This window comes from Mesorhizobium sp. ES1-1, assembly GCF_020164785.1.
Taxonomy (GTDB): Bacteria; Pseudomonadota; Alphaproteobacteria; order Rhizobiales; family Rhizobiaceae; genus Mesorhizobium.
Map to the genome: position 1 here is coordinate 165,890 of NZ_JAIUGX010000010.1, position 17,051 is coordinate 182,940.

The window sequence follows — 17,051 nt, forward strand, 5'->3', positions numbered from 1 at the left end:
GGGCACGAGCAACAGCGCTTGCACATCGGCATGCCAACTCAGCCCTTGCGTTCCTGAAGGCTGTTGCCGCCGTCGACCACAAGCAGGGCGCCGTTGACGTAGCTGGCGCCTTCCGATGCCAGGAATGCCACCGCCGCGGCCACCTCGTCCGGTCGTCCGGCACGCGCTGGTGGTGTGTGCAGCGCGGCTTGCCGTTCCATCTCGCTCGACGCGCCCGTTTCGATCCAGCCGGGCGCCACGGCGTTGACCGTCACGCCGCTCTTGGCCACTTCGAGCGCCAGCGCGCGCGTCAGGCCCACCATGCCTGCCTTGGCGGCGGAATAGGCCGATGTGCCTTCGAAGGATACCAGCGGCCCGGTGACCGACGCCACATTGACGATGCGCCCATAACCCGCCTCGACCATCGCCGGCAGGAAAGCCTGGGTGACCAGAAACGCGGTTTTGAGGCTGACGTCCATGCCTCGATCCCATTCCACCTCGGTCATGGCGAGAAACGTCTTCTCGACCGATGGCGATGCAAGCGAGCCCATGCCGGCATTGTTGACCAGGATGTCGACAGCGCCGACATGAGCCCGCAGCCTCGCGACTTCGGCCGCAATGGTGAGATCGGCAACCGCGGCTCTGGCATCGATGCCTCCGGCGCAAAGCTCGGCGGCGCGGTCGAGGACACGCCCGCTGGCACCGTTCAGGAAGACGGCATGGCCGGCAAGGCCGAGTTGCCTAGCGATCGCAAGGCCGATGCCGTCGGCCGCCCCTGCCCCGGTGATCAGCGCACGCTTGGTGGTGGAATGAGGCATGGTCAAGTCACACTCCGCTGGTCAGCCCGTCGCTGTCTTACCATGCACCCTGGCGACCGCGCCGCGATCGCCACGGTCGTGAGATGTTCTAAATACCTAATGCGCAGCCGTCCTTGCGAGGGTCTGAACCGCCCTGCAGCGTCCCGTTCATCCAGTCGATCATGATCGCTTGGGCGCCCCCGATCGGCTCCGCCGCCTGGACGATGCGGAACCCGCGACGGGCCAGTTCTTCTTGAACAGCGGCTGGGAGCGTACTCTCGACCTCCACGTCCATCGTGCCCGGAATTGGAAAGACGCGTGGCAGATCAATGGCCTGCTGAAGGTCGAGGCCAAAATCGAGAACTTTCGACAGGAAGTGCGCGTGACCCATGGCCTGATAAGCACCACCCATCACGCCGAAGGGCATGACTGCGCGCCCGTCCTTCACCAGCATGCCCGGAATGATGGTGTGCAGCGGCCGCTTGCCCGGCTGGATAACGTTGGGGTGGTTGGGATCGAGCGAAAAGCTCATGCCGCGATTGTTCAGTGTCACGCCCGAGCGTGGCGCAACGATCCCCGAGCCAAAACCATAATAGATCGAGTTGATGAAACTGACGGCGTTGCGGTCCTTGTCGACGACGGAAATATAGACCGTGTCGCGATGGACCGGCCCATCGAATGAAGGAAGATCCGTGCGCGCACGCATGAGATCGATCATCCCTGCCAAGCGATCCGCCGTCGCATCGGAAAGCAGTTGCTCGACCGGCACAGCCACCTTCGCCGGGTCGGCGAGCAAAGCGTCGCGCGCCGCATAGGCAAGTCGCGTCGCCTCGATCTCGATGTGCAGCCGGTCCGCGGACTGAGGGTCGCCATTGGCCTCGAAGCGCGACAGGATGTTAAGGATCATGAGCGCTATGACGCCTTGGCCATTCGGTGGGCATTCATAGACGTCGTGGCCGCGAAAACTCGTCTTTATCGGCGTCACATATTCGCCCCGGGCCCCCAGGAAATCATCCAGCGTGTGCAGACCGCCGAGGCTCTGCAGGCGCGAAACCATGTCCTGCGCGACTTCCCCCATGTAAAAGGCGCTTCGTCCGTCCGTTGCGATCTTGCGCAATGTTGCGGCGAGTTCGGGTTGCCGGTGCACCTCGCCGATCCGCGGCGCCCGCCCCTCAGGAAGAAAGATGCGTTTTGCGGCAGGATCACCGGAAAGCAGCGCCGCCTCCCGTTCCCAGTCAAAATGCACGCGGGGGGAGATGGCGTAGCCGCTTTCGGCGTATTCGATGGCAGGCGCCAAAAGCTCGCCCAATGGCAGTGTTCCGTGATCAGCATTGAGCTGGGCCCATGCATCGACCGCACCGGGGACGGTTACAGCATGCGGTGAGTCACGCTCGATTTCGGTGATGCCCCGGGACGCATACCAGTCAGCCGTTGCTGCCGCCGGGGCACGGCCGGATCCATTATAGGCGATGATGTCGCCGGATCCTTCCTTCGACATCAGGACGAAACAATCTCCGCCAATGCCGGTCGATCCCGGTTCGACCACGCACTGGACGGCGCTGGCGGCGATGGCCGCATCGAGTGCGTTGCCGCCCGCCTCCAAAATCCGCACCGCTGCAAGCGTGGCCGAGGGATGGGATGTCGCTGCCATGCCATGCCGTGCCACCACAATCGAGCGGTTTGGTTTCTCGAAATCCCTCATTTGCAAAAACTCTCTAAAGCGGGTTGGTGTGAAGGCCAGCCGGTCACGTTGGACTTGTCGCGAAGCCCGATGCAGGACGCAGATGCCGAGACAGATTGTGTTCGAGCCGGCCCAGCGTCCGGGTGATGATGAAATTCAGGATCAGGTAGATGGCGCCGGCGCAGACGAAGACTTCCACGGCCCGGTAGGTCTGCGAGATGATGCCCTGGGCGATGCCGGTGACTTCCATCAGCGTGACGATGGATGCAAGTGAGGTTCCCTTGACCATCAGGATGATCTCGTTGCCATAGCTTGGCAAAGCCTGGCGCAGTGCGATCGGCAGGACGATGCGACGCAGCGTCATCAGTCGCGTCATGCCAAAGGCCTGCGCCGCCTCGATCTGGCCGATCGGCACCGACTGCATGGCGCCACGCAGGATTTCACTGCCATAGGCTGTGGTGTTGAGGGTCAGCGCAAGGATGGCGCACCAATAAGGCTCGCGGAAGAGACCCCACAGACCGAGTTCCTGCAGCGTCAACCGAAACTGGCCAAGACCGTAGTAAATCAGGAATATCTGAACCAACAGGGGTGTGCCGCGAAACAGCGCGACGAAACCTCTTATCGGCCAGTCGATCCAAGGCTGCCGGAGCCGCTGGGCCAGCGCCAAAGTCAAAGCGAGGATACCGCCGAGCAGAATGGAAGTGCCGGCAAGCTCCAGCGTCAGCGGCAGGCCGGCAAGCAGCTTCGGCACTATCTCAGCAAAAAAGGCGAAGTCCATCATACCCTCCGAAAGCCCCGAAGCGCGCGGCGTTCAGCCCGTTTGAACAGCAACCCCGTCGTTGAGGCGATGGCCAGGTAGAGCGCAGCGGCGGCCGTGTAGAAGAGAAACGGCTCGCGCGTCGATCCGGCCCCGATCTGTGCCTGACGCATCAGTTCGACAAGCCCGATTACTGAAATCAGCGCTGAATCCTTGAGCACCAGTTGCCAGCCATTCCCCAGGCCCGGGATGGCGTGACGCATAAGCTGGGGAGCGATCACCCGCCGCAGCATGAGCGCAGGCGGCATGCCGTAGGCGCGGGCTGCTTCGATCTGACCTCGGTCAATGGCGATGTAGGCACCGCGGAAGACCTCGGCCTGATAGGCTCCGGAAATGATGCCGATCGCCGTCGTGCCTGTGGCGAAGGCCGGCAATCCGACGAAGCCTTCGGCGCCGAACCAGTGTCCGACCGCAGTCAGCGCCATGCTGCCGCCGAAATAAAGGAGGTAGATGGTCAATAGGTCGGGCACGCCCCGGAACACCGTGGAATAGGCATCGGCGAGCAGGCCAAGGGGGCGCGACCCGCTGACACGGGCCGAAGCCGCCAAGGCCCCTATCACCGAGCCAACCATGAACCCGGCGATCGAAAGCAAAAGGGTTACGAGCGCCGCGCTGAGCAGCGCCTCTGCCCAGCCGCCGTCGCCAAAGCCCAGCAGACCAAGGCTGTCCAGCATCGGCTAGTTCGCGCTCCCGGAAGGGCTTTTCACTTGGGCGGCGTGACGTCGGTCTTCAGCCATTTCAGCGAAAGCTTCTTGACGGTGCCGTCGGCGATGGCTTCATCGATCGCCTTGTTCAGCATCGCCTTGAGCGCCGTATCCTGCTTGCGCAGCCCCGCTCCGGTACCCCGTCCGAAAACCCCGCCGACAAAACCGGGACCGGCGACGGTGTAGCCGGAGAATTCCGGCTTGGCCAAGGTTGCCGCCAGAGCGGTCTGCTGCGCAAACAGGGCATCTACGCGGCCGGCCGCGAGGTCGAGGTCATGCTGTTCCGTGGTCTTGTATTCGCGGATCTCGACGGAGCCGTCGAAATACTTTTTCAGGAACTCCAGGTTCGAAGTCGCCGCCTGAACGCCGACGACCTTGCCGGCGATCAGCGGCTTGATCTTGTCGATGGCCGCCTTGGCTGGAGCTTCGTCTTCGAGCTTTATCTTCTCGCTCGAGCCGGCCAACGCACCGAGCGGGCTGTCTTTCGCAACGGCGAATCCGGAAGGGTCGATGGCATAGGGCTGCGTGAAGTCGATGACTTCAAGTCGTTTGTCGGTGATGAACATGCTCGCCATTATGACGTCGAACTTGCCTACCGTCAGGGCCGGGATGAGCCCGTCCCAGTCCTGTGTGATGATGGTGCATTCGACTTTCATACGCTCACAGAGATTGCGGGCGAGTTCCACTTCCATGCCATCAGGCTTTCCATCGGCCGTGGTGAAGTTCCAGGGCGCATAAGCGCCCTCCGTCGCGATGGTGATTTTCTTTGGCGCGTCCTCGGCTGAAGCCGACAGAGCGGCGCCTATGCTCAACGCAGCAGCAAGACATGCAATGGGCAGTAGTTTCATTGTGGTGTTCCCCTTTTTTCGGCCCTGCGAGGGCACTTGTTGAAATCAAATGTTTCTTTCCAGCCCGACTGGCTCAGCGTCGGCTCGGGCTCGCAAACTCGGCCAGCAGCGGGGCCGTGTCGAGGATGTGGCTGCGCATAACGGCTTCGGCGGCCGCGGCATCTCCGCCGCGCAACGAATCGATTACTGCCGAATGTTCCTCCGCGGCGCTGAGCGGTTTTTCGACATAGTCGAACCAGATGCGCAGATAGGGTTCGATGGTCACATGCAGTGACGCGATGTGGCGAATAAGCTTCGGGCGGCCGCTGAGATTGCAGATGTAGCCGTGAAATTCCTGGTGGCGTGTTACCCAATCGGCTCCGCCGGCAGCGCCACTCCGCTCCATCCGAGCCAACAAACGTTCGAGTTCGGCAATGGTCTCGGCGTTCATTCGCGGCATCGCCAAGCGAACGGCAAGCCCTTCGAGGACCGAGCGCATCTCGAACGTCTCGTAAATCTCCTCCAGAGTAAGGCCGGCAACGATACACCCACGATTTGGGCGGATCACAACCAGCCCTTCGACCGCCAGGCGCTGGAAGGCCTCCCGAACGGGCATCCTGCTCATGCCGATCTCGGCCGCGATCTCTTCCGGGATAAGCCGGTCACCTGCCCGGTAACGCCCGAGGCGTATGGCGGATTGCAGATGTAGGAAGGCCTCCTGCTCCGCAGTGGCCGGCGTCTGGGCGTAGGGAAGTGCCAAATGATTGACCCTAACGACATCACTGGATTTTTGTATCCACAAATACACTGGTCTTTTTCGAAGCCGTCAAGGCAAATCACCACAGCTCTTGAAGTTAGGCGGAGGAATCGAGGACCAATGCGGCTGGGCCGTCCGTACTGGCCGGCGCGCCGAACTTCTGGCGGTGGCGATGATCAGCCTGTTGGCCGCGCAAGCGGCGCGTGAGCGATCTCGCGGCGGGTTCTTAAGCGTGTATACGCTGCGCACTGACGGCCAGATTACAAAGGGCAAGAGAAGCGTTCGGATCAGCGGTCTTTATTGCGTGAGCAGGAGTGGGGCGACACCGTTAGAGGCGAAGCGATCGCGAAGCCCAACAGTCGCGGCAGATCTGATGCAGCCGCCCGGCCGTTTAATGCCTTAGCGCCTGCACGCTGGCCGCGACTTCACCGCGCACCGGCCGCGCTAGATCCTCATCCAGGAGGCGGGTGATCCGCGCAAACCCGGTAAAGGCCTTCCTGGCGGCCGAGGCCGCCATCTGGCCCGACAGAGCCGCGGAACAGCAGTTCACGGCGCATTGATAGACCGGCCCACGCCGGCCTGCAGGCCATGCGTTAAGAAACGTTATGGCCTGACCGACGCTGCCGATCTCTTCTACAGGATGTCCGTCTCGGTGCGAAATCCGAGTCGGGCAAAAGAAATGCAATCGGTCCGTTGCCTCCTCCCTCAAACACGATGCGGAATAACTGGTACGACGCGTTCTCCTCCGATGTTTCCGTGCAACGGGCGTCGAGCTCCTGCGGCCGAGCCGGCTCATCCGCAAAGAATGAACCCGCGCGCCTTGGCGTGGCGATAATCGCGGTTCTCATTGAATATCTTTAAGGCCAAAGCCGGCCAATGGATTGCTTGCGGCTAACCCTGCGTCAGGATTAACTGGCATTGCCATCGCGTGGGGGCGCGCGGCGATCAAGGGGAGATTTCGCATGACTATACAAGGCGCATCGCCTGACCTGTATAATGAGGACCTAGCTCCGGCGACGATCCGCAACTGGGGACCATTCTCGATCTTCAACGTGTGGACATCGGATGTTCACAGTCTTTGGGGCTATTATCTCGCGGCCAGCCTGTTCCTGTTTTGCGGCGGCTTCTTCAATTTCATCATCGCCATCGGCATAGGGTCGCTGATCATCTATGCGCTGATGAACATGGTTGGCTATGCCGGCGTCAAGACAGGGGTGCCCTACCCCGTCCTCGCCCGCGCTTCCTTCGGCATCTGGGGCGCCAACATACCAGCACTGGTGCGCGCTATCGTCGCTTGTTTCTGGTACGGCGCCCAGACAGCCGCGGCGTCCGGCGCCATCGTCGCGCTCCTGATCCGCTCGCAATGGTTCGCCGATTTCAACGCCAATACGCATTTCCTTGGCCATTCCGGCCTGGAGGTCATCTGCTTCGTCGTCATCTGGGCGCTACAACTGCTGATAATCCAGCGCGGCATGGACACGGTGCGGCGTTTCCAGGATTGGGCCGGGCCCGCGGTCTGGGTCATGATGCTGATCCTGGCGATTTATCTCTGCGTCAAAGCCGGAACATTCGCATTCACCAGCGATATTCCGATGGATGTGCTTCTGGAGAAGACCAAGGACGCAGGTGTGCCGGGCACGCCTGGCTCCCCGGCCGCCCTCTTCGCTGTGGCGGCGATCTGGGTCACCTATTTCTCGGCGCTCTATCTCAACTTCTGCGATTTCGCGCGCTACGCACCCGACCAGGCGTCGCTTCGCAAGGGCAACATCTGGGGTCTGCCAGTCAACCTCATCCTGTTCTCGCTGGTTGCCGGCGTCACCACCATTGCCGCCTACGATGTCTATCACGAGGTGCTGCTGCATCCCGACCAGATCTCGGCCAAGTTCGACAGCTGGTTCCTGGCAGCGCTTGCGGCTTTGACTTTCGCCGTGGCCACCTTGGGCATCAATGTCGTCGCGAATTTCGTGTCGCCGGCCTTCGATTTCTCCAACGTTTTCCCGAGGCAGATCAACTTCAAGAAGGGCGGCTACATCGCGGCGCTGATCGCGCTTGTGCTCTACCCCTTCGCGCCATGGGAAGGCAGTGCGGCCTCCTTCGTCAATATCATCGGCGCGACGATGGGGCCGATCTTCGGCGTGATGATGGTCGACTACTATCTGATCCGCAAAGGCGAGCTCGACGTCGAGGCGCTATATCGCGAAGACGGCGAGTTCCGTTTCCAGGGCGGCTGGCACGTCAATGCCTTCATCGCCGCCGGCATCGGCGCCGTCTTCTCGTCGATCCTGCCCAACTTCACCGACTGGCTGCCGTCCTGGTGGGGCGTCTATGGCTGGTTCTTCGGCGTCGCTATTGCCGGCGTCATCTACTATGTGCTGCGCACCGCCGCCGTCAGCGCCGGCGCCAGGACAGCGAAAGCCTGACAGGCCTCGTAAGGGGCGGCGAAAGGCCGCCCCTTACTCGCGAACCATATCGGCCAGTTTGCGCACTGTGTTCCAGTTGCGCGAGGTGCCGATGCCCAGCCGCTTGTGGCCTATCGCCGTCAGAAGCCGTGAATTGGGCGTGGCGCGGGAGAAGAAAATCCAGAGGTCGCCATCAACGGCCTGCATCTTTTCATCCCTGCCGACATAGGGCCTAAGCGTGGCGACATCTTCTTCGGACACTGGCCGCCGCATCACCCGAACCGCCACCTGATCCGTGGCGGCTGCCGATTCCGCCGGGAACGGATTGCCGGCCGCAAGCCTCAGCCAATCGCCGGCGCCGCGCACGATGATGTGGACATGGCGGCCGAAGGCACGCTCGAAGGCTGCTTCAAGCCGTGCCTCGAGATCAGCGATCTCTGTCGCCGGAGCTTCGAAGACGAGATTACCCGTCGCCACCAGCGTGCGGGCATTCTTCAGGCCAAGCTCCTGCGCCATCGCCTTGAGGTCGGACATGACGACTCGCCGCCCCTCGCTGAGGACGATGCTGTAGAGCAGCGCGACATAGGTCTGCATGCAGCGCGATCCGTCGAGCGGCTATACCAAGCGCGATTGCTCCACCGCCGCCTCGATGAAACTCGCAAAGAGCGGATGCGGCTCGAGCGGCCGGCTCTTCAGCTCAGGGTGGTACTGGACGCCGATGAACCAGGGGTGATCCGGGTATTCGATCGTTTCCGGCAGCACGCCGTCCGGCGACATGCCGGCAAACACGAGGCCGCAATCCTCGAGCCGTTCCTTATAGTCGATATTGACCTCGTAACGGTGGCGATGACGCTCGGAAATCTGCGTGTCGCCATAGATGTCGGCGATCTTCGAACCCTTCACGAGCTCGGCCTGATAGGCGCCAAGCCGCATCGTGCCGCCGAGATCTCCGGTCTCGCGCCGTTTCTCAAGCATGTTACCTTTCAGCCATTCGGTCATCAGGCCGACGACGGGCTCCTGGGTCGGACCGAATTCCGTCGACGACGCATGTTCGACGCCCGCCAGCGAGCGGGCCGCCTCGATGCAGGCCATCTGCATGCCGAAGCAGATGCCGAAATACGGCACCTTGCGTTCGCGCGCGAACTTCGCCGCCAGGATCTTGCCTTCGGAACCGCGCTCGCCAAAGCCACCGGGAACAAGGATGCCATGCACCTTTTCCAACCAAGGCGTCGGATCTTCCTTCTCGAAGATCTCAGATTCGATCCAGTCGAGCTTCACCTTGACATGGTTGGCGAGGCCGCCATGCGAGAGCGCCTCGATGAGCGATTTGTAGGCATCCTTGAGGCCGGTATATTTGCCGACGATGGCGATGGTCACCTCGCCTTCCGGATTATGAATGCGGTTGGACACCGCCTGCCAGGGCTCCATACGGGGCTTCGGGGCCGGCTCGATGCCGAAGGCGGCGAGGACTTCCGAATCGAGCCCCTCCTTGTGATAGGCCATCGGCACGTCATAGATGTGCGGCACGTCGAGAGCCTGGATGACGGCGCTTTCCCGGACGTTGCAGAACAGTGACAGCTTTCTGCGTTCTTCCCTGGGAATTGAGCGATCGGCGCGAACCAGCAGAATGTCGGGCGCGATGCCAATGCCGCGCAGTTCCTTGACCGAATGCTGGGTCGGCTTGGTCTTCAACTCGCCGGCCGTCGGAATATAAGGCATCAGGGTCAGATGGACGTAGACGGCGTTGTTGCGCGGCAGGTCGTTGCCGAGCTGCCTTATGGCCTCGAGGAACGGCATCGCCTCGATATCGCCTACCGTGCCGCCGATCTCGCAAAGCACGAAATCATAGTCGTCATTGCCGTTGAGGACGAAGTTCTTGATCTCGTCGGTAACGTGGGGAATGACCTGCACGGTGGCGCCGAGATAGTCGCCGCGACGCTCGCGCTCGATGATGTTCTTGTAGATGCGGCCGGTCGTGATGTTGTCCTGCTGGTTGGCCGAGCGGCCCGTGAAGCGCTCATAGTGGCCAAGATCCAGGTCGGTCTCCGCGCCGTCATCGGTGACGAACACCTCGCCATGCTGATAGGGCGACATGGTGCCAGGATCGACGTTGAGATAGGGATCGAGTTTCTTGATACGCGCGCGATAGCCTCGCGCTTGCAGGAGAGCCCCAAGGGCCGCTGCGGCAATGCCTTTTCCAAGTGAGGAAACCACGCCGCCTGTGATGAATACATATCGCGCCATGGGAGTCATCGCTTAACGCGGCCGGGTTGATTCCGCCAGAGAAAAAACCGCCGCGAAGTGTTTTTCCCAAGAAGGCGCCGGAGCCTGTGTGTGGCGCCGAAGGCGAGCAGACGGTACGAAGCCACGGCAAATGGCCTCAGGACCTGGAGCGCGGCAATCGAGGCGATTTCGACACGAAACGCCTTGGGGCCGGCCAAAACAAAAGGGCCGGCGGAGCCGGCCCTTCGGCAATGTTGTAACGGAGGTCAGATGATGACGACCTTGGTGCCGACCTTGACGCGGCTGTAGAGGTCCATGACGTGCTCGTTGATCATGCGGAAGCAGCCATTGGACGCGCTGGTGCCGATCGACTGGGGAGCGATGGTGCCGTGGATACGCAGATGCGTGTCCTTCTTGCCGTCATAGAGGTAGATGGCGCGTGCGCCGAGGGGGTTTTCGCCGCCGCCGGGCATTCCGTCCTTGAAGCGGCCATAATGCTTGGGTTCGCGCTTCTGCATGTCCAGCGTCGGGATCCAGCGCGGCCATTCCTGCTTGTCTCCGACAGCGACCGTGCCTTTGAACTGCAGGCCCTCGCGGCCGACCGCGATGGCGTAGCGGCGTGCAGTGGACGAGGACTCGACCAGGTAAAGCCGGCGCGCGCTGGTGTCGATGACGATGGTGCCGGCATCATAGCCGGTGAATTCGACGTCCTGAGGCACGAACTCCGGCTTCACCTTGAACTGCTTCCTGGCTTCCTTCCTGGCAAGAGCCTGGTCGAGAGCCCGCGTCTCGGGCAGATAGGAAATCGAATTCGAGGAGGATGTACCGCCGAACAGGCCGGCGAAAATGCCGCCGCTTTGCGGCTTCTGCCCGGGCGCCTCGCTACGCAATTCGCCATTGTTGCCGGTCAGGGCAACATTCATCGCCTCGGCGGGAAGTGGTTCGGCCGACTGGATCGGCGCCAGCGGTTCGATTGGCTCGATGACCTTGGTTGTTTTCTTGGTCGGCTTGGCGTCAGCCACGACAGTCGCGCTCTTGCCCTTCTTGGCCAGGAACGCCTCACGCTCCGCCTGGGCCCTGGCCTTGGCCGCCTCGCGCATCGCGAGCTTCCTGGCCTCGAGAGCCTTGGCCTTGGCGTCTTCCTTATCGGCAACGATCTTGGCCTCGATCTTCTTGATCTGCGCGAGATCGTCCGGCGTAGGGTTTTTCTTTTTCTTGAGAAGCTTCAATTGCGCCGTGTCACTCTTGGCGGCCACCTTGATGGCATCGGTCTTCTCGACCGACTGATGAGCGGCCATGTTGGCCGGTACGCCGGCGAAGGCCGGGGAACTCATGCCGAATGCGGCGCAAAGTCCCAGGAAAATGAAGCTGCGAAGCTGCATGGCGAGATCCGATCGTTCTATGCTTGTTGCCCACGGCGTCGCCCGGCGCCCCCCAAGGACACCGGAAATGCCGCGCGCAATCTATAGTCGAATTAGGGCTGGCGCCTCAAGCACGCAGCAGCGCCTGCAGGCTCGAATCTTCGTGATCGGGCCGCATTTGCCGCGACTGTTGTCAATCCACAACAGATCGCGGCTTCGGCGCCGATGATTACTGGTTCGGAACCTGAGGGGTGGCTGGTGCTGCTGGAGCGGTCCCGTTGGTCGCGGGCGCAGTCGTACCGGCGGCAGGCGCCGTTGCCGGCGGGGTTGGCGCAGGCGTGGCCGCCGCGTCATTGCCGGAAGGTGGTGTCGGCGCGGCGTTGCCGGCCGGCGCCGGTGTCGTCGTTCCGGGCAACTGGTCGAGCACACCCTTGCCGGCGCCGTCGGATGTCGCAGGCACGCGGTCGAGGATGTCGATCGGCTTTTCACCATAGCGGGCGACGATCGACAGCGTCAGCGAGGTCACGAAGAAAGCCGCGGCCAGGATCGCCGTCGCACGCGTCAGCGCATTGGCCGCGCCGCGCGCGGTCATGAAACCCGATCCGCCACCGATGCCGAGGCCGCCGCCTTCGGAACGCTGCAGTAGCACCACGCCGACAAGGGCGAGCACGACCATGAGATGGATGACGATCAGTACGGTTTCCATGGGTTATCCTGGCAAGGCCTAGCCCGGCCGTGGACACGACCGGTGAATTGGAGGCGGCTCAATACAATGCTTTGACGGCATTTCCAAGCCCGTGGCCGGAATATGGGAAGCAACGGGTTCTTTGCAACGATTCCGGCCGGCGGCGCGCAAGGCCGCGTCCGGAAATTCTCAGGAGATATCGCGGTAGGCCTCGGCGATAGCGAGGAAGTCAGCGGCTTTCAAGCTCGCCCCACCGACCAGCGCACCGTCGACGTTCTTTACGCCGAGCAGTTCGACCGCATTGGATGGCTTGACCGAGCCGCCGTAGAGAATGCGCATCTTCACCGCCGCAGCGCCCAGCTTCTCGGCCAGCTTTTCACGGATATGCCGATGCGCTTCGGCGACGTCCGCGGCGGTCGGCGTCAGGCCGGTGCCGATCGCCCATACCGGTTCGTAGGCGACGATGGCGTTGGACGGGGTGGCGCTCGGCGGCACCGAACCGGCGATCTGGCGCGACAGCACATCCAGCGTCTCGCCTGCTTCACGTTGCTGCCGCGTCTCGCCGACACATATGATGGCCACAAGCCCGGCGCGCCATGCGGCGGACGCCTTGGCCTGAACCGTCGCATCATCGTCGCCGCGCTGCTCGCGGCACTCGGAATGGCCGACGATGACATGGCTGGCGCCGGCGTCCTTGAGCATTTCCGCAGAAATACATCCCGTGTAGGCGCCACTTTCCTCTGTGTGGCAGTCTTCGCCGCCCGCATGGACCGGCGTGCGCGACAAAATCTCCGCCGCGCGGGCCAGCAAGGTCGCCGGAACGCAGACCAGCGCCTCGGTCTCCGCATCGAGCCCGCTCATGAAGCCATTGCCGATCATCCTGAGCTCGTTGACCGATGCACTGGTACCGTTCATTTTCCAGTTGCCGGCAACAAGCGGGCGGATTCCTGGCGTCATGGGTTTGGTTCTCCGGTCGATATTCGGCACTCGCCCTCACTACCAAAATCAGGCCACAAAGCAATCGACAGTGGACCGGAAGGGCGCTATTGCGCTTGTTTCAGACTCGGCGCACGCCGAATTGCGCATAAATCGGAATTGTCCATGCTTGGTGTATTGAGAAACGCGGCGGGAACCTGGGTCGCGAAAACGTTGCTTTCGCTGCTCGTGGTGAGTTTCGCCGTATGGGGCATCTCCGGTCGGTTGATGGGTGGCTTCGCCGGCCATGATTCGGTGATAACGGCGGGTGGCACCAAAGTGTCGATCAACGAGTATCGCCTTGCCTATGATCGCCAGCTCAGCGTGATGTCGCAGCAGTTCGGTCAGCGCCTCACCCACGAACAGGCCAAGGCGCTCGGCATCGACAACCAGGTCCTGGCGCAGCTCGTGTCGGGCGCCGTTCTCGATGAGCAGGCGCGCAAGCTTGGCCTCGGCCTTTCAAAAGACCGGCTGGCCGAGCTCACCCGCGAGGACCCCGCCTTCAAGGGTCCCGGAGGCCAGTTCGACAGGCGAACCTTCGACTACATGCTGCAGCAGATCGGCATGCGTCCCGAGGATTATCTGAAGAACCGCGCCAAGGTGGCCGTGCGCCAGCAGATCGTCGAGGCGGTTTCCGACGGCCTCAAGGCGCCGGACACGTTCTTCAAGGCGGTGGCACTCTACCGCGGCGAAGACCGCACCGTGGACTATCTGACATTGCCGAAGACGCTGGTCGAGCCGATCGCGGCCCCCGGCGACAGCGTGCTGTCGGCCTATTTCGAGGCCAACAAGAAAACCTACGCCGCGCCCGAATTTCGCAAATTCTCCTATGTCCGCCTCGAACCGGAGGACATCATGGATACGACCGCCGTTACCGATAGCCAGGTGAGTGACGACTACAACAAGAACAAGGCGCGTTACACGACGCCGGAAATGCGCACCATCGAGCAGCTTGTTTTCCCGACGCCGGAGGCGGCCAAGGCCGCGTTCGATTCGCTTCGGGCTGGCGCCACTTTCGACAAGCTCGTCACGGCGGCGGGCAAGACTCAAGCCGACACGCTGCTCGGCACGCTCGCCAAGGACAAGATCGCGGACAAGGCGGTGGCCGAGGCGGCCTTTGCGCTCACCGTCAATGAAGTCAGCCCCGTGGTGCAAGGCGCCTTCGGTCCGGTGCTGCTGCGCGTCACCGAGATCAAGCCTGAAGTGGTGAAGCCGCTGGCCGAAGTGTCCGACCAGATCCGCAAGGATTTGGCACTAGGCGAGGCGAGCCGCATCCTCTTGGATGTTCACGACAATTATGAGGACACACGCGCCTCCGGCAGTTCGCTGGCTGAAGCGGCCGCCAAACTGAAGCTCAAAGATGTCACCGTCGACGCCATCGATCGTAGCGGTCTCAAGCCCGATGGTTCCGTTGTAAAGGATCTGCCGGAATCGCCGGAGCTTATCAAGGCGGTCTTCGAGGCAGAGCCCAAAACCGAGAACGACGCCCTGACCACGGCGGACAATGGCTTCATCTTCTACGAGGTAGACTCGATCACGCCGGCGCGCGACCGGACGCTCGACGAGGTTCGCCAGAAGGTCATCGCCGACTGGACGGCGGCCGAGACAACCAAACGGCTAGCCGCCAAGGCTGACGAGCTTGAGAAGCGACTCAAGGCTGGCGCGACACTTGACGCCATCGCAGGCGAACTCAAGCTGGAAAAGCAGACCAAACGCGGCGTCAAGCGTGAGGCCGACGATGTCGATCTCGGCAAGGACGGCGCTGCCGCGATATTTGCCGTCGGCGAAGGCGGCAGCGGCTTGATTCCTTCGCCCAGCGGCGACGGACAGATCCTATTCAAGGTCGCCGAGGTGTTCGAACCAGCCGGTGCCGACGCCAGCTCGGTCCCCGCGGAAGCTCAGAAATCGTTCACTTCGGGTATGTCGGATGACTTGCTCGACCAGTTGGTGGCACAGTTGCAGACCCAATACGACATCCGCATCGACCAAGCCGCCGTCGCCCAAGCCTCGACAAGATGAGCGCGCTGAAAACCCATATCGCCAAGGTCGCCGCCGGCAGCCCGCTCTCCTTCGAGGAGGCGCGCGAAGCCTTCGACATCATCATGTCGGGCGATGCGACCCCTGGGCAGATCGGCGGCTTCCTGATGGCGCTGCGCGTGCGCGGCGAGACGGTAGGCGAGATTTCAGGCGCGGTCGCGACTATGCGGTCCAAGATGCTTCGCGTCGACGCCCCTGCCGGTGCCATCGATATTGTCGGCACGGGGGGCGATAATTCGCACAGCGTCAACATCTCGACGGCATCTGCCTTTGTCATCGCAGGTTGCGGTGTGCCGGTTGCCAAGCATGGTAATCGCGGCCTGTCCTCCTTGACCGGATCCGCCGATGTTCTGGTGGCGCTCGGCGTCAAGATCGATATCTCGCCCGAGGTCATCGGCCGTTGCATCCATGAGGCCGGCGTCGGCTTCATGTTCGCACCGGCGCATCATCCGGCGATGAAGCATGTCGGCCCGACCCGCGTCGAACTCGGCACCCGCACCATCTTCAACCTGCTCGGGCCGCTCTCCAATCCGGCCGGCGTCGTCAGGCAGATGGTCGGCGTCTTCCTGCCGGAATGGATCATGCCGGTGGCGGAGACGCTGAAAGCGCTCGGCGCCGAGCACGCCTGGGTTGTTCATGGTGACGGCTATGACGAGATCACAACCACCGGCGAGACGCAGGTTGCGGAATTGATCGGCGGCGAAATCCGCCACTTCACGCTGACCCCCGAGGCGGTGGGGCTGGCTCGTCACACCAAGGATGAATTGCGTGGCGGCGACGCCGCTTACAATGCCGGGGCGTTGCGCGATATGCTGGGCGGGACCGCCGGCGCCTATCGCGACACAGTGTTGATGAATGCCGGAGCCGGACTTGTGGTAGCGGGCAAGGTGACGACGCTTGGCGACGGCATTGCCATGGCCGCGCAGGCGATCGACAGCGGCCGAGCCCTGCAAGTGCTCGACAGGCTGGTCGAGATTACGAACGGATAGAACGTGTCTGACATTCTGCGCAAGATCGAGGCCTACAAGCGCGAGGAGATCGCGGCGGCAAAGGCACGCGTGCCGCTGGCCGAGATCAAGGCGCGGGCGAGGGATGCCGAAGCGCCGCGTGGGTTCCTTGCGGCGCTCGAGGCGAAGCGCAGGTCGGGCGCCTTCGCCCTGATAGCCGAGATCAAGAAGGCCAGCCCGTCCAAGGGCCTGATCCGATCCGATTTCGATCCGCCGGCATTGGCGCGGGCCTATGCCGATGGGGGCGCGGCCTGTCTTTCGGTCCTAACCGACGGACCATCCTTCCAGGGCGCGCCGGAATTTCTGACGAATGCGCGGGCAGCGGTCGCCCTACCCGCATTGCGCAAGGACTTCCTCTTCGATCCCTACCAGGTCCACGAAGCGCGGGCATGGGGCGCCGACGCCATCCTGATCATCATGGCCAGTGTCGACGATGCCCTGGCGAGCGAACTCGAATCGACGGCGTTCGAATTGGGCATGGACGCTCTGGTCGAAGTGCATGACGAGGCCGAGATCCAGCGCGCGCTAAAACTTTCGTCGCGGCTTGTCGGAATCAACAACCGCAATCTGCGCACGTTCGAGACCAGCCTTGAGACCTCGAGGCGGCTGGCGACCATGGTGCCCGCGGACCGGCTGCTGGTCAGCGAAAGCGGGATCTTCACCCATGACGACTGCCTGCGCCTGCAAAAGAGCGATATCGGCACGTTCCTTGTCGGCGAGAGCCTGATGCGGCAACAGGACGTCGCAGCGGCGACGCGCGAGTTGCTGACAGGCACGACGCTGGCCGTCGAGGTCGTCTGAT

General features: G+C 62.5%; 16 protein-coding genes. 4 read left to right on the forward strand and 12 right to left on the reverse strand.

Going from position 1 to position 17,051, the window contains the following annotated elements; all coding sequences use genetic code 11:
- Nucleotides 1-38: 38 nt before the first annotated feature.
- From LB513_RS18390 to LB513_RS18420, 7 genes are all read right to left on the reverse strand, one after another.
- A complete protein-coding gene (locus LB513_RS18390; RefSeq protein WP_224665003.1) occupies nt 39-797 on the reverse strand; it encodes an SDR family NAD(P)-dependent oxidoreductase in 759 nt (252 codons plus the stop codon).
- A gap of 88 nt (nt 798-885) precedes the next feature.
- The gene (gene ggt, locus LB513_RS18395) at nt 886-2,478 is read right to left on the reverse strand and encodes a gamma-glutamyltransferase (RefSeq protein ID WP_224664921.1); all 1,593 of its coding nucleotides are present in this window, start codon (nt 2,476-2,478) and stop codon (nt 886-888) included.
- 43 nt (nt 2,479-2,521) lie between these two features.
- Complete coding sequence (locus LB513_RS18400) at nt 2,522-3,238, reverse strand: ABC transporter permease (RefSeq protein WP_224664922.1); 717 nt, start codon at nt 3,236-3,238, stop codon at nt 2,522-2,524.
- Nucleotides 3,235-3,948, reverse strand: a complete 714-nt coding sequence (locus LB513_RS18405) for an ABC transporter permease subunit (RefSeq protein WP_318011202.1) — start codon at nt 3,946-3,948, stop codon at nt 3,235-3,237. The genes LB513_RS18400 and LB513_RS18405 overlap by 4 nt, the downstream gene beginning before the upstream one ends.
- Before the next feature lie 29 nt (nt 3,949-3,977).
- Complete coding sequence (locus LB513_RS18410; protein WP_224664923.1) at nt 3,978-4,826, reverse strand: transporter substrate-binding domain-containing protein; 849 nt, start codon at nt 4,824-4,826, stop codon at nt 3,978-3,980.
- A gap of 73 nt (nt 4,827-4,899) precedes the next feature.
- Nucleotides 4,900-5,565, reverse strand: coding sequence for a GntR family transcriptional regulator (locus LB513_RS18415; protein ID WP_224664924.1), 666 nt, complete (start codon nt 5,563-5,565; stop codon nt 4,900-4,902).
- A 388-nt stretch (nt 5,566-5,953) separates the two neighbouring features.
- Nucleotides 5,954-6,358, reverse strand: a complete 405-nt coding sequence (locus tag LB513_RS18420) for a DUF982 domain-containing protein (RefSeq protein WP_224664925.1) — start codon at nt 6,356-6,358, stop codon at nt 5,954-5,956.
- 166 nt (nt 6,359-6,524) lie between these two features.
- On the opposite strand from LB513_RS18420, the gene LB513_RS18425 reads away from it, so the two are divergent.
- A complete protein-coding gene (locus tag LB513_RS18425) occupies nt 6,525-7,982 on the forward strand; it encodes an NCS1 family nucleobase:cation symporter-1 (RefSeq protein WP_224664926.1) in 1,458 nt (485 codons plus the stop codon).
- 33 nt (nt 7,983-8,015) lie between these two features.
- Here LB513_RS18425 and LB513_RS18430 read toward each other — a convergent pair whose 3' ends face one another.
- The 5 genes from LB513_RS18430 to tpiA all read right to left on the reverse strand — a co-directional run bounded on the left by LB513_RS18430 (nt 8,016) and on the right by tpiA (nt 13,187).
- Entirely contained in the window at nt 8,016-8,555 is a 540-nt protein-coding gene (locus LB513_RS18430) for a DUF1697 domain-containing protein (RefSeq protein ID WP_224664927.1), read from the reverse strand.
- A 21-nt stretch (nt 8,556-8,576) separates the two neighbouring features.
- Nucleotides 8,577-10,214, reverse strand: a complete 1,638-nt coding sequence (locus LB513_RS18435; RefSeq protein ID WP_318011203.1) for a CTP synthase — start codon at nt 10,212-10,214, stop codon at nt 8,577-8,579.
- A gap of 236 nt (nt 10,215-10,450) precedes the next feature.
- Entirely contained in the window at nt 10,451-11,566 is a 1,116-nt protein-coding gene (locus LB513_RS18440) for a L,D-transpeptidase family protein (protein WP_224664929.1), read from the reverse strand.
- A gap of 208 nt (nt 11,567-11,774) precedes the next feature.
- The gene (gene secG, locus LB513_RS18445; protein WP_224664930.1) at nt 11,775-12,251 is read right to left on the reverse strand and encodes a preprotein translocase subunit SecG; all 477 of its coding nucleotides are present in this window, start codon (nt 12,249-12,251) and stop codon (nt 11,775-11,777) included.
- Nucleotides 12,252-12,419: 168 nt separating this feature from the next.
- Entirely contained in the window at nt 12,420-13,187 is a 768-nt protein-coding gene (gene tpiA / locus LB513_RS18450; RefSeq protein WP_224664931.1) for a triose-phosphate isomerase, read from the reverse strand.
- A gap of 144 nt (nt 13,188-13,331) precedes the next feature.
- Here tpiA and LB513_RS18455 point away from each other — a divergent pair, with 144 nt between their 5' ends.
- From LB513_RS18455 to trpC, 3 genes are read left to right on the forward strand one after another with little or no spacing between them, the layout of a single operon-like run.
- Nucleotides 13,332-15,224, forward strand: coding sequence for a SurA N-terminal domain-containing protein (locus tag LB513_RS18455; protein ID WP_224664932.1), 1,893 nt, complete (start codon nt 13,332-13,334; stop codon nt 15,222-15,224).
- Nucleotides 15,221-16,231, forward strand: coding sequence for an anthranilate phosphoribosyltransferase (gene trpD, locus LB513_RS18460; protein WP_224664933.1), 1,011 nt, complete (start codon nt 15,221-15,223; stop codon nt 16,229-16,231). The genes LB513_RS18455 and trpD overlap by 4 nt, the downstream gene beginning before the upstream one ends.
- A 3-nt stretch (nt 16,232-16,234) precedes the next feature.
- Entirely contained in the window at nt 16,235-17,050 is an 816-nt protein-coding gene (gene trpC, locus LB513_RS18465; protein WP_224664934.1) for an indole-3-glycerol phosphate synthase TrpC, read from the forward strand.
- The last annotated feature ends 1 nt before the right edge of the window (nt 17,051 follow it).

What these genes read in the sequence shown, in the direction of transcription:
- LB513_RS18390 (WP_224665003.1), bottom strand. Translation starts at nt 797, where the DNA reads ATGCCTCATTCCACCACCAAGCGTGCGCTGATCACCGGGGCAGGGGCG.
- ggt (WP_224664921.1), bottom strand. Translation starts at nt 2,478, where the DNA reads ATGAGGGATTTCGAGAAACCAAACCGCTCGATTGTGGTGGCACGGCAT.
- LB513_RS18400 (WP_224664922.1), bottom strand. Translation starts at nt 3,238, where the DNA reads ATGATGGACTTCGCCTTTTTTGCTGAGATAGTGCCGAAGCTGCTTGCC.
- LB513_RS18405 (WP_318011202.1), bottom strand. Translation starts at nt 3,948, where the DNA reads ATGCTGGACAGCCTTGGTCTGCTGGGCTTTGGCGACGGCGGCTGGGCA.
- LB513_RS18410 (WP_224664923.1), bottom strand. Translation starts at nt 4,826, where the DNA reads ATGAAACTACTGCCCATTGCATGTCTTGCTGCTGCGTTGAGCATAGGC.
- LB513_RS18420 (WP_224664925.1), bottom strand. Translation starts at nt 6,358, where the DNA reads ATGAGCCGGCTCGGCCGCAGGAGCTCGACGCCCGTTGCACGGAAACAT.
- LB513_RS18425 (WP_224664926.1), top strand. Translation starts at nt 6,525, where the DNA reads ATGACTATACAAGGCGCATCGCCTGACCTGTATAATGAGGACCTAGCT.
- LB513_RS18430 (WP_224664927.1), bottom strand. Translation starts at nt 8,555, where the DNA reads ATGCAGACCTATGTCGCGCTGCTCTACAGCATCGTCCTCAGCGAGGGG.
- LB513_RS18435 (WP_318011203.1), bottom strand. Translation starts at nt 10,214, where the DNA reads ATGACTCCCATGGCGCGATATGTATTCATCACAGGCGGCGTGGTTTCC.
- LB513_RS18440 (WP_224664929.1), bottom strand. Translation starts at nt 11,566, where the DNA reads ATGCAGCTTCGCAGCTTCATTTTCCTGGGACTTTGCGCCGCATTCGGC.
- secG (WP_224664930.1), bottom strand. Translation starts at nt 12,251, where the DNA reads ATGGAAACCGTACTGATCGTCATCCATCTCATGGTCGTGCTCGCCCTT.
- tpiA (WP_224664931.1), bottom strand. Translation starts at nt 13,187, where the DNA reads ATGACGCCAGGAATCCGCCCGCTTGTTGCCGGCAACTGGAAAATGAAC.
- LB513_RS18455 (WP_224664932.1), top strand. Translation starts at nt 13,332, where the DNA reads ATGCTTGGTGTATTGAGAAACGCGGCGGGAACCTGGGTCGCGAAAACG.
- trpD (WP_224664933.1), top strand. Translation starts at nt 15,221, where the DNA reads ATGAGCGCGCTGAAAACCCATATCGCCAAGGTCGCCGCCGGCAGCCCG.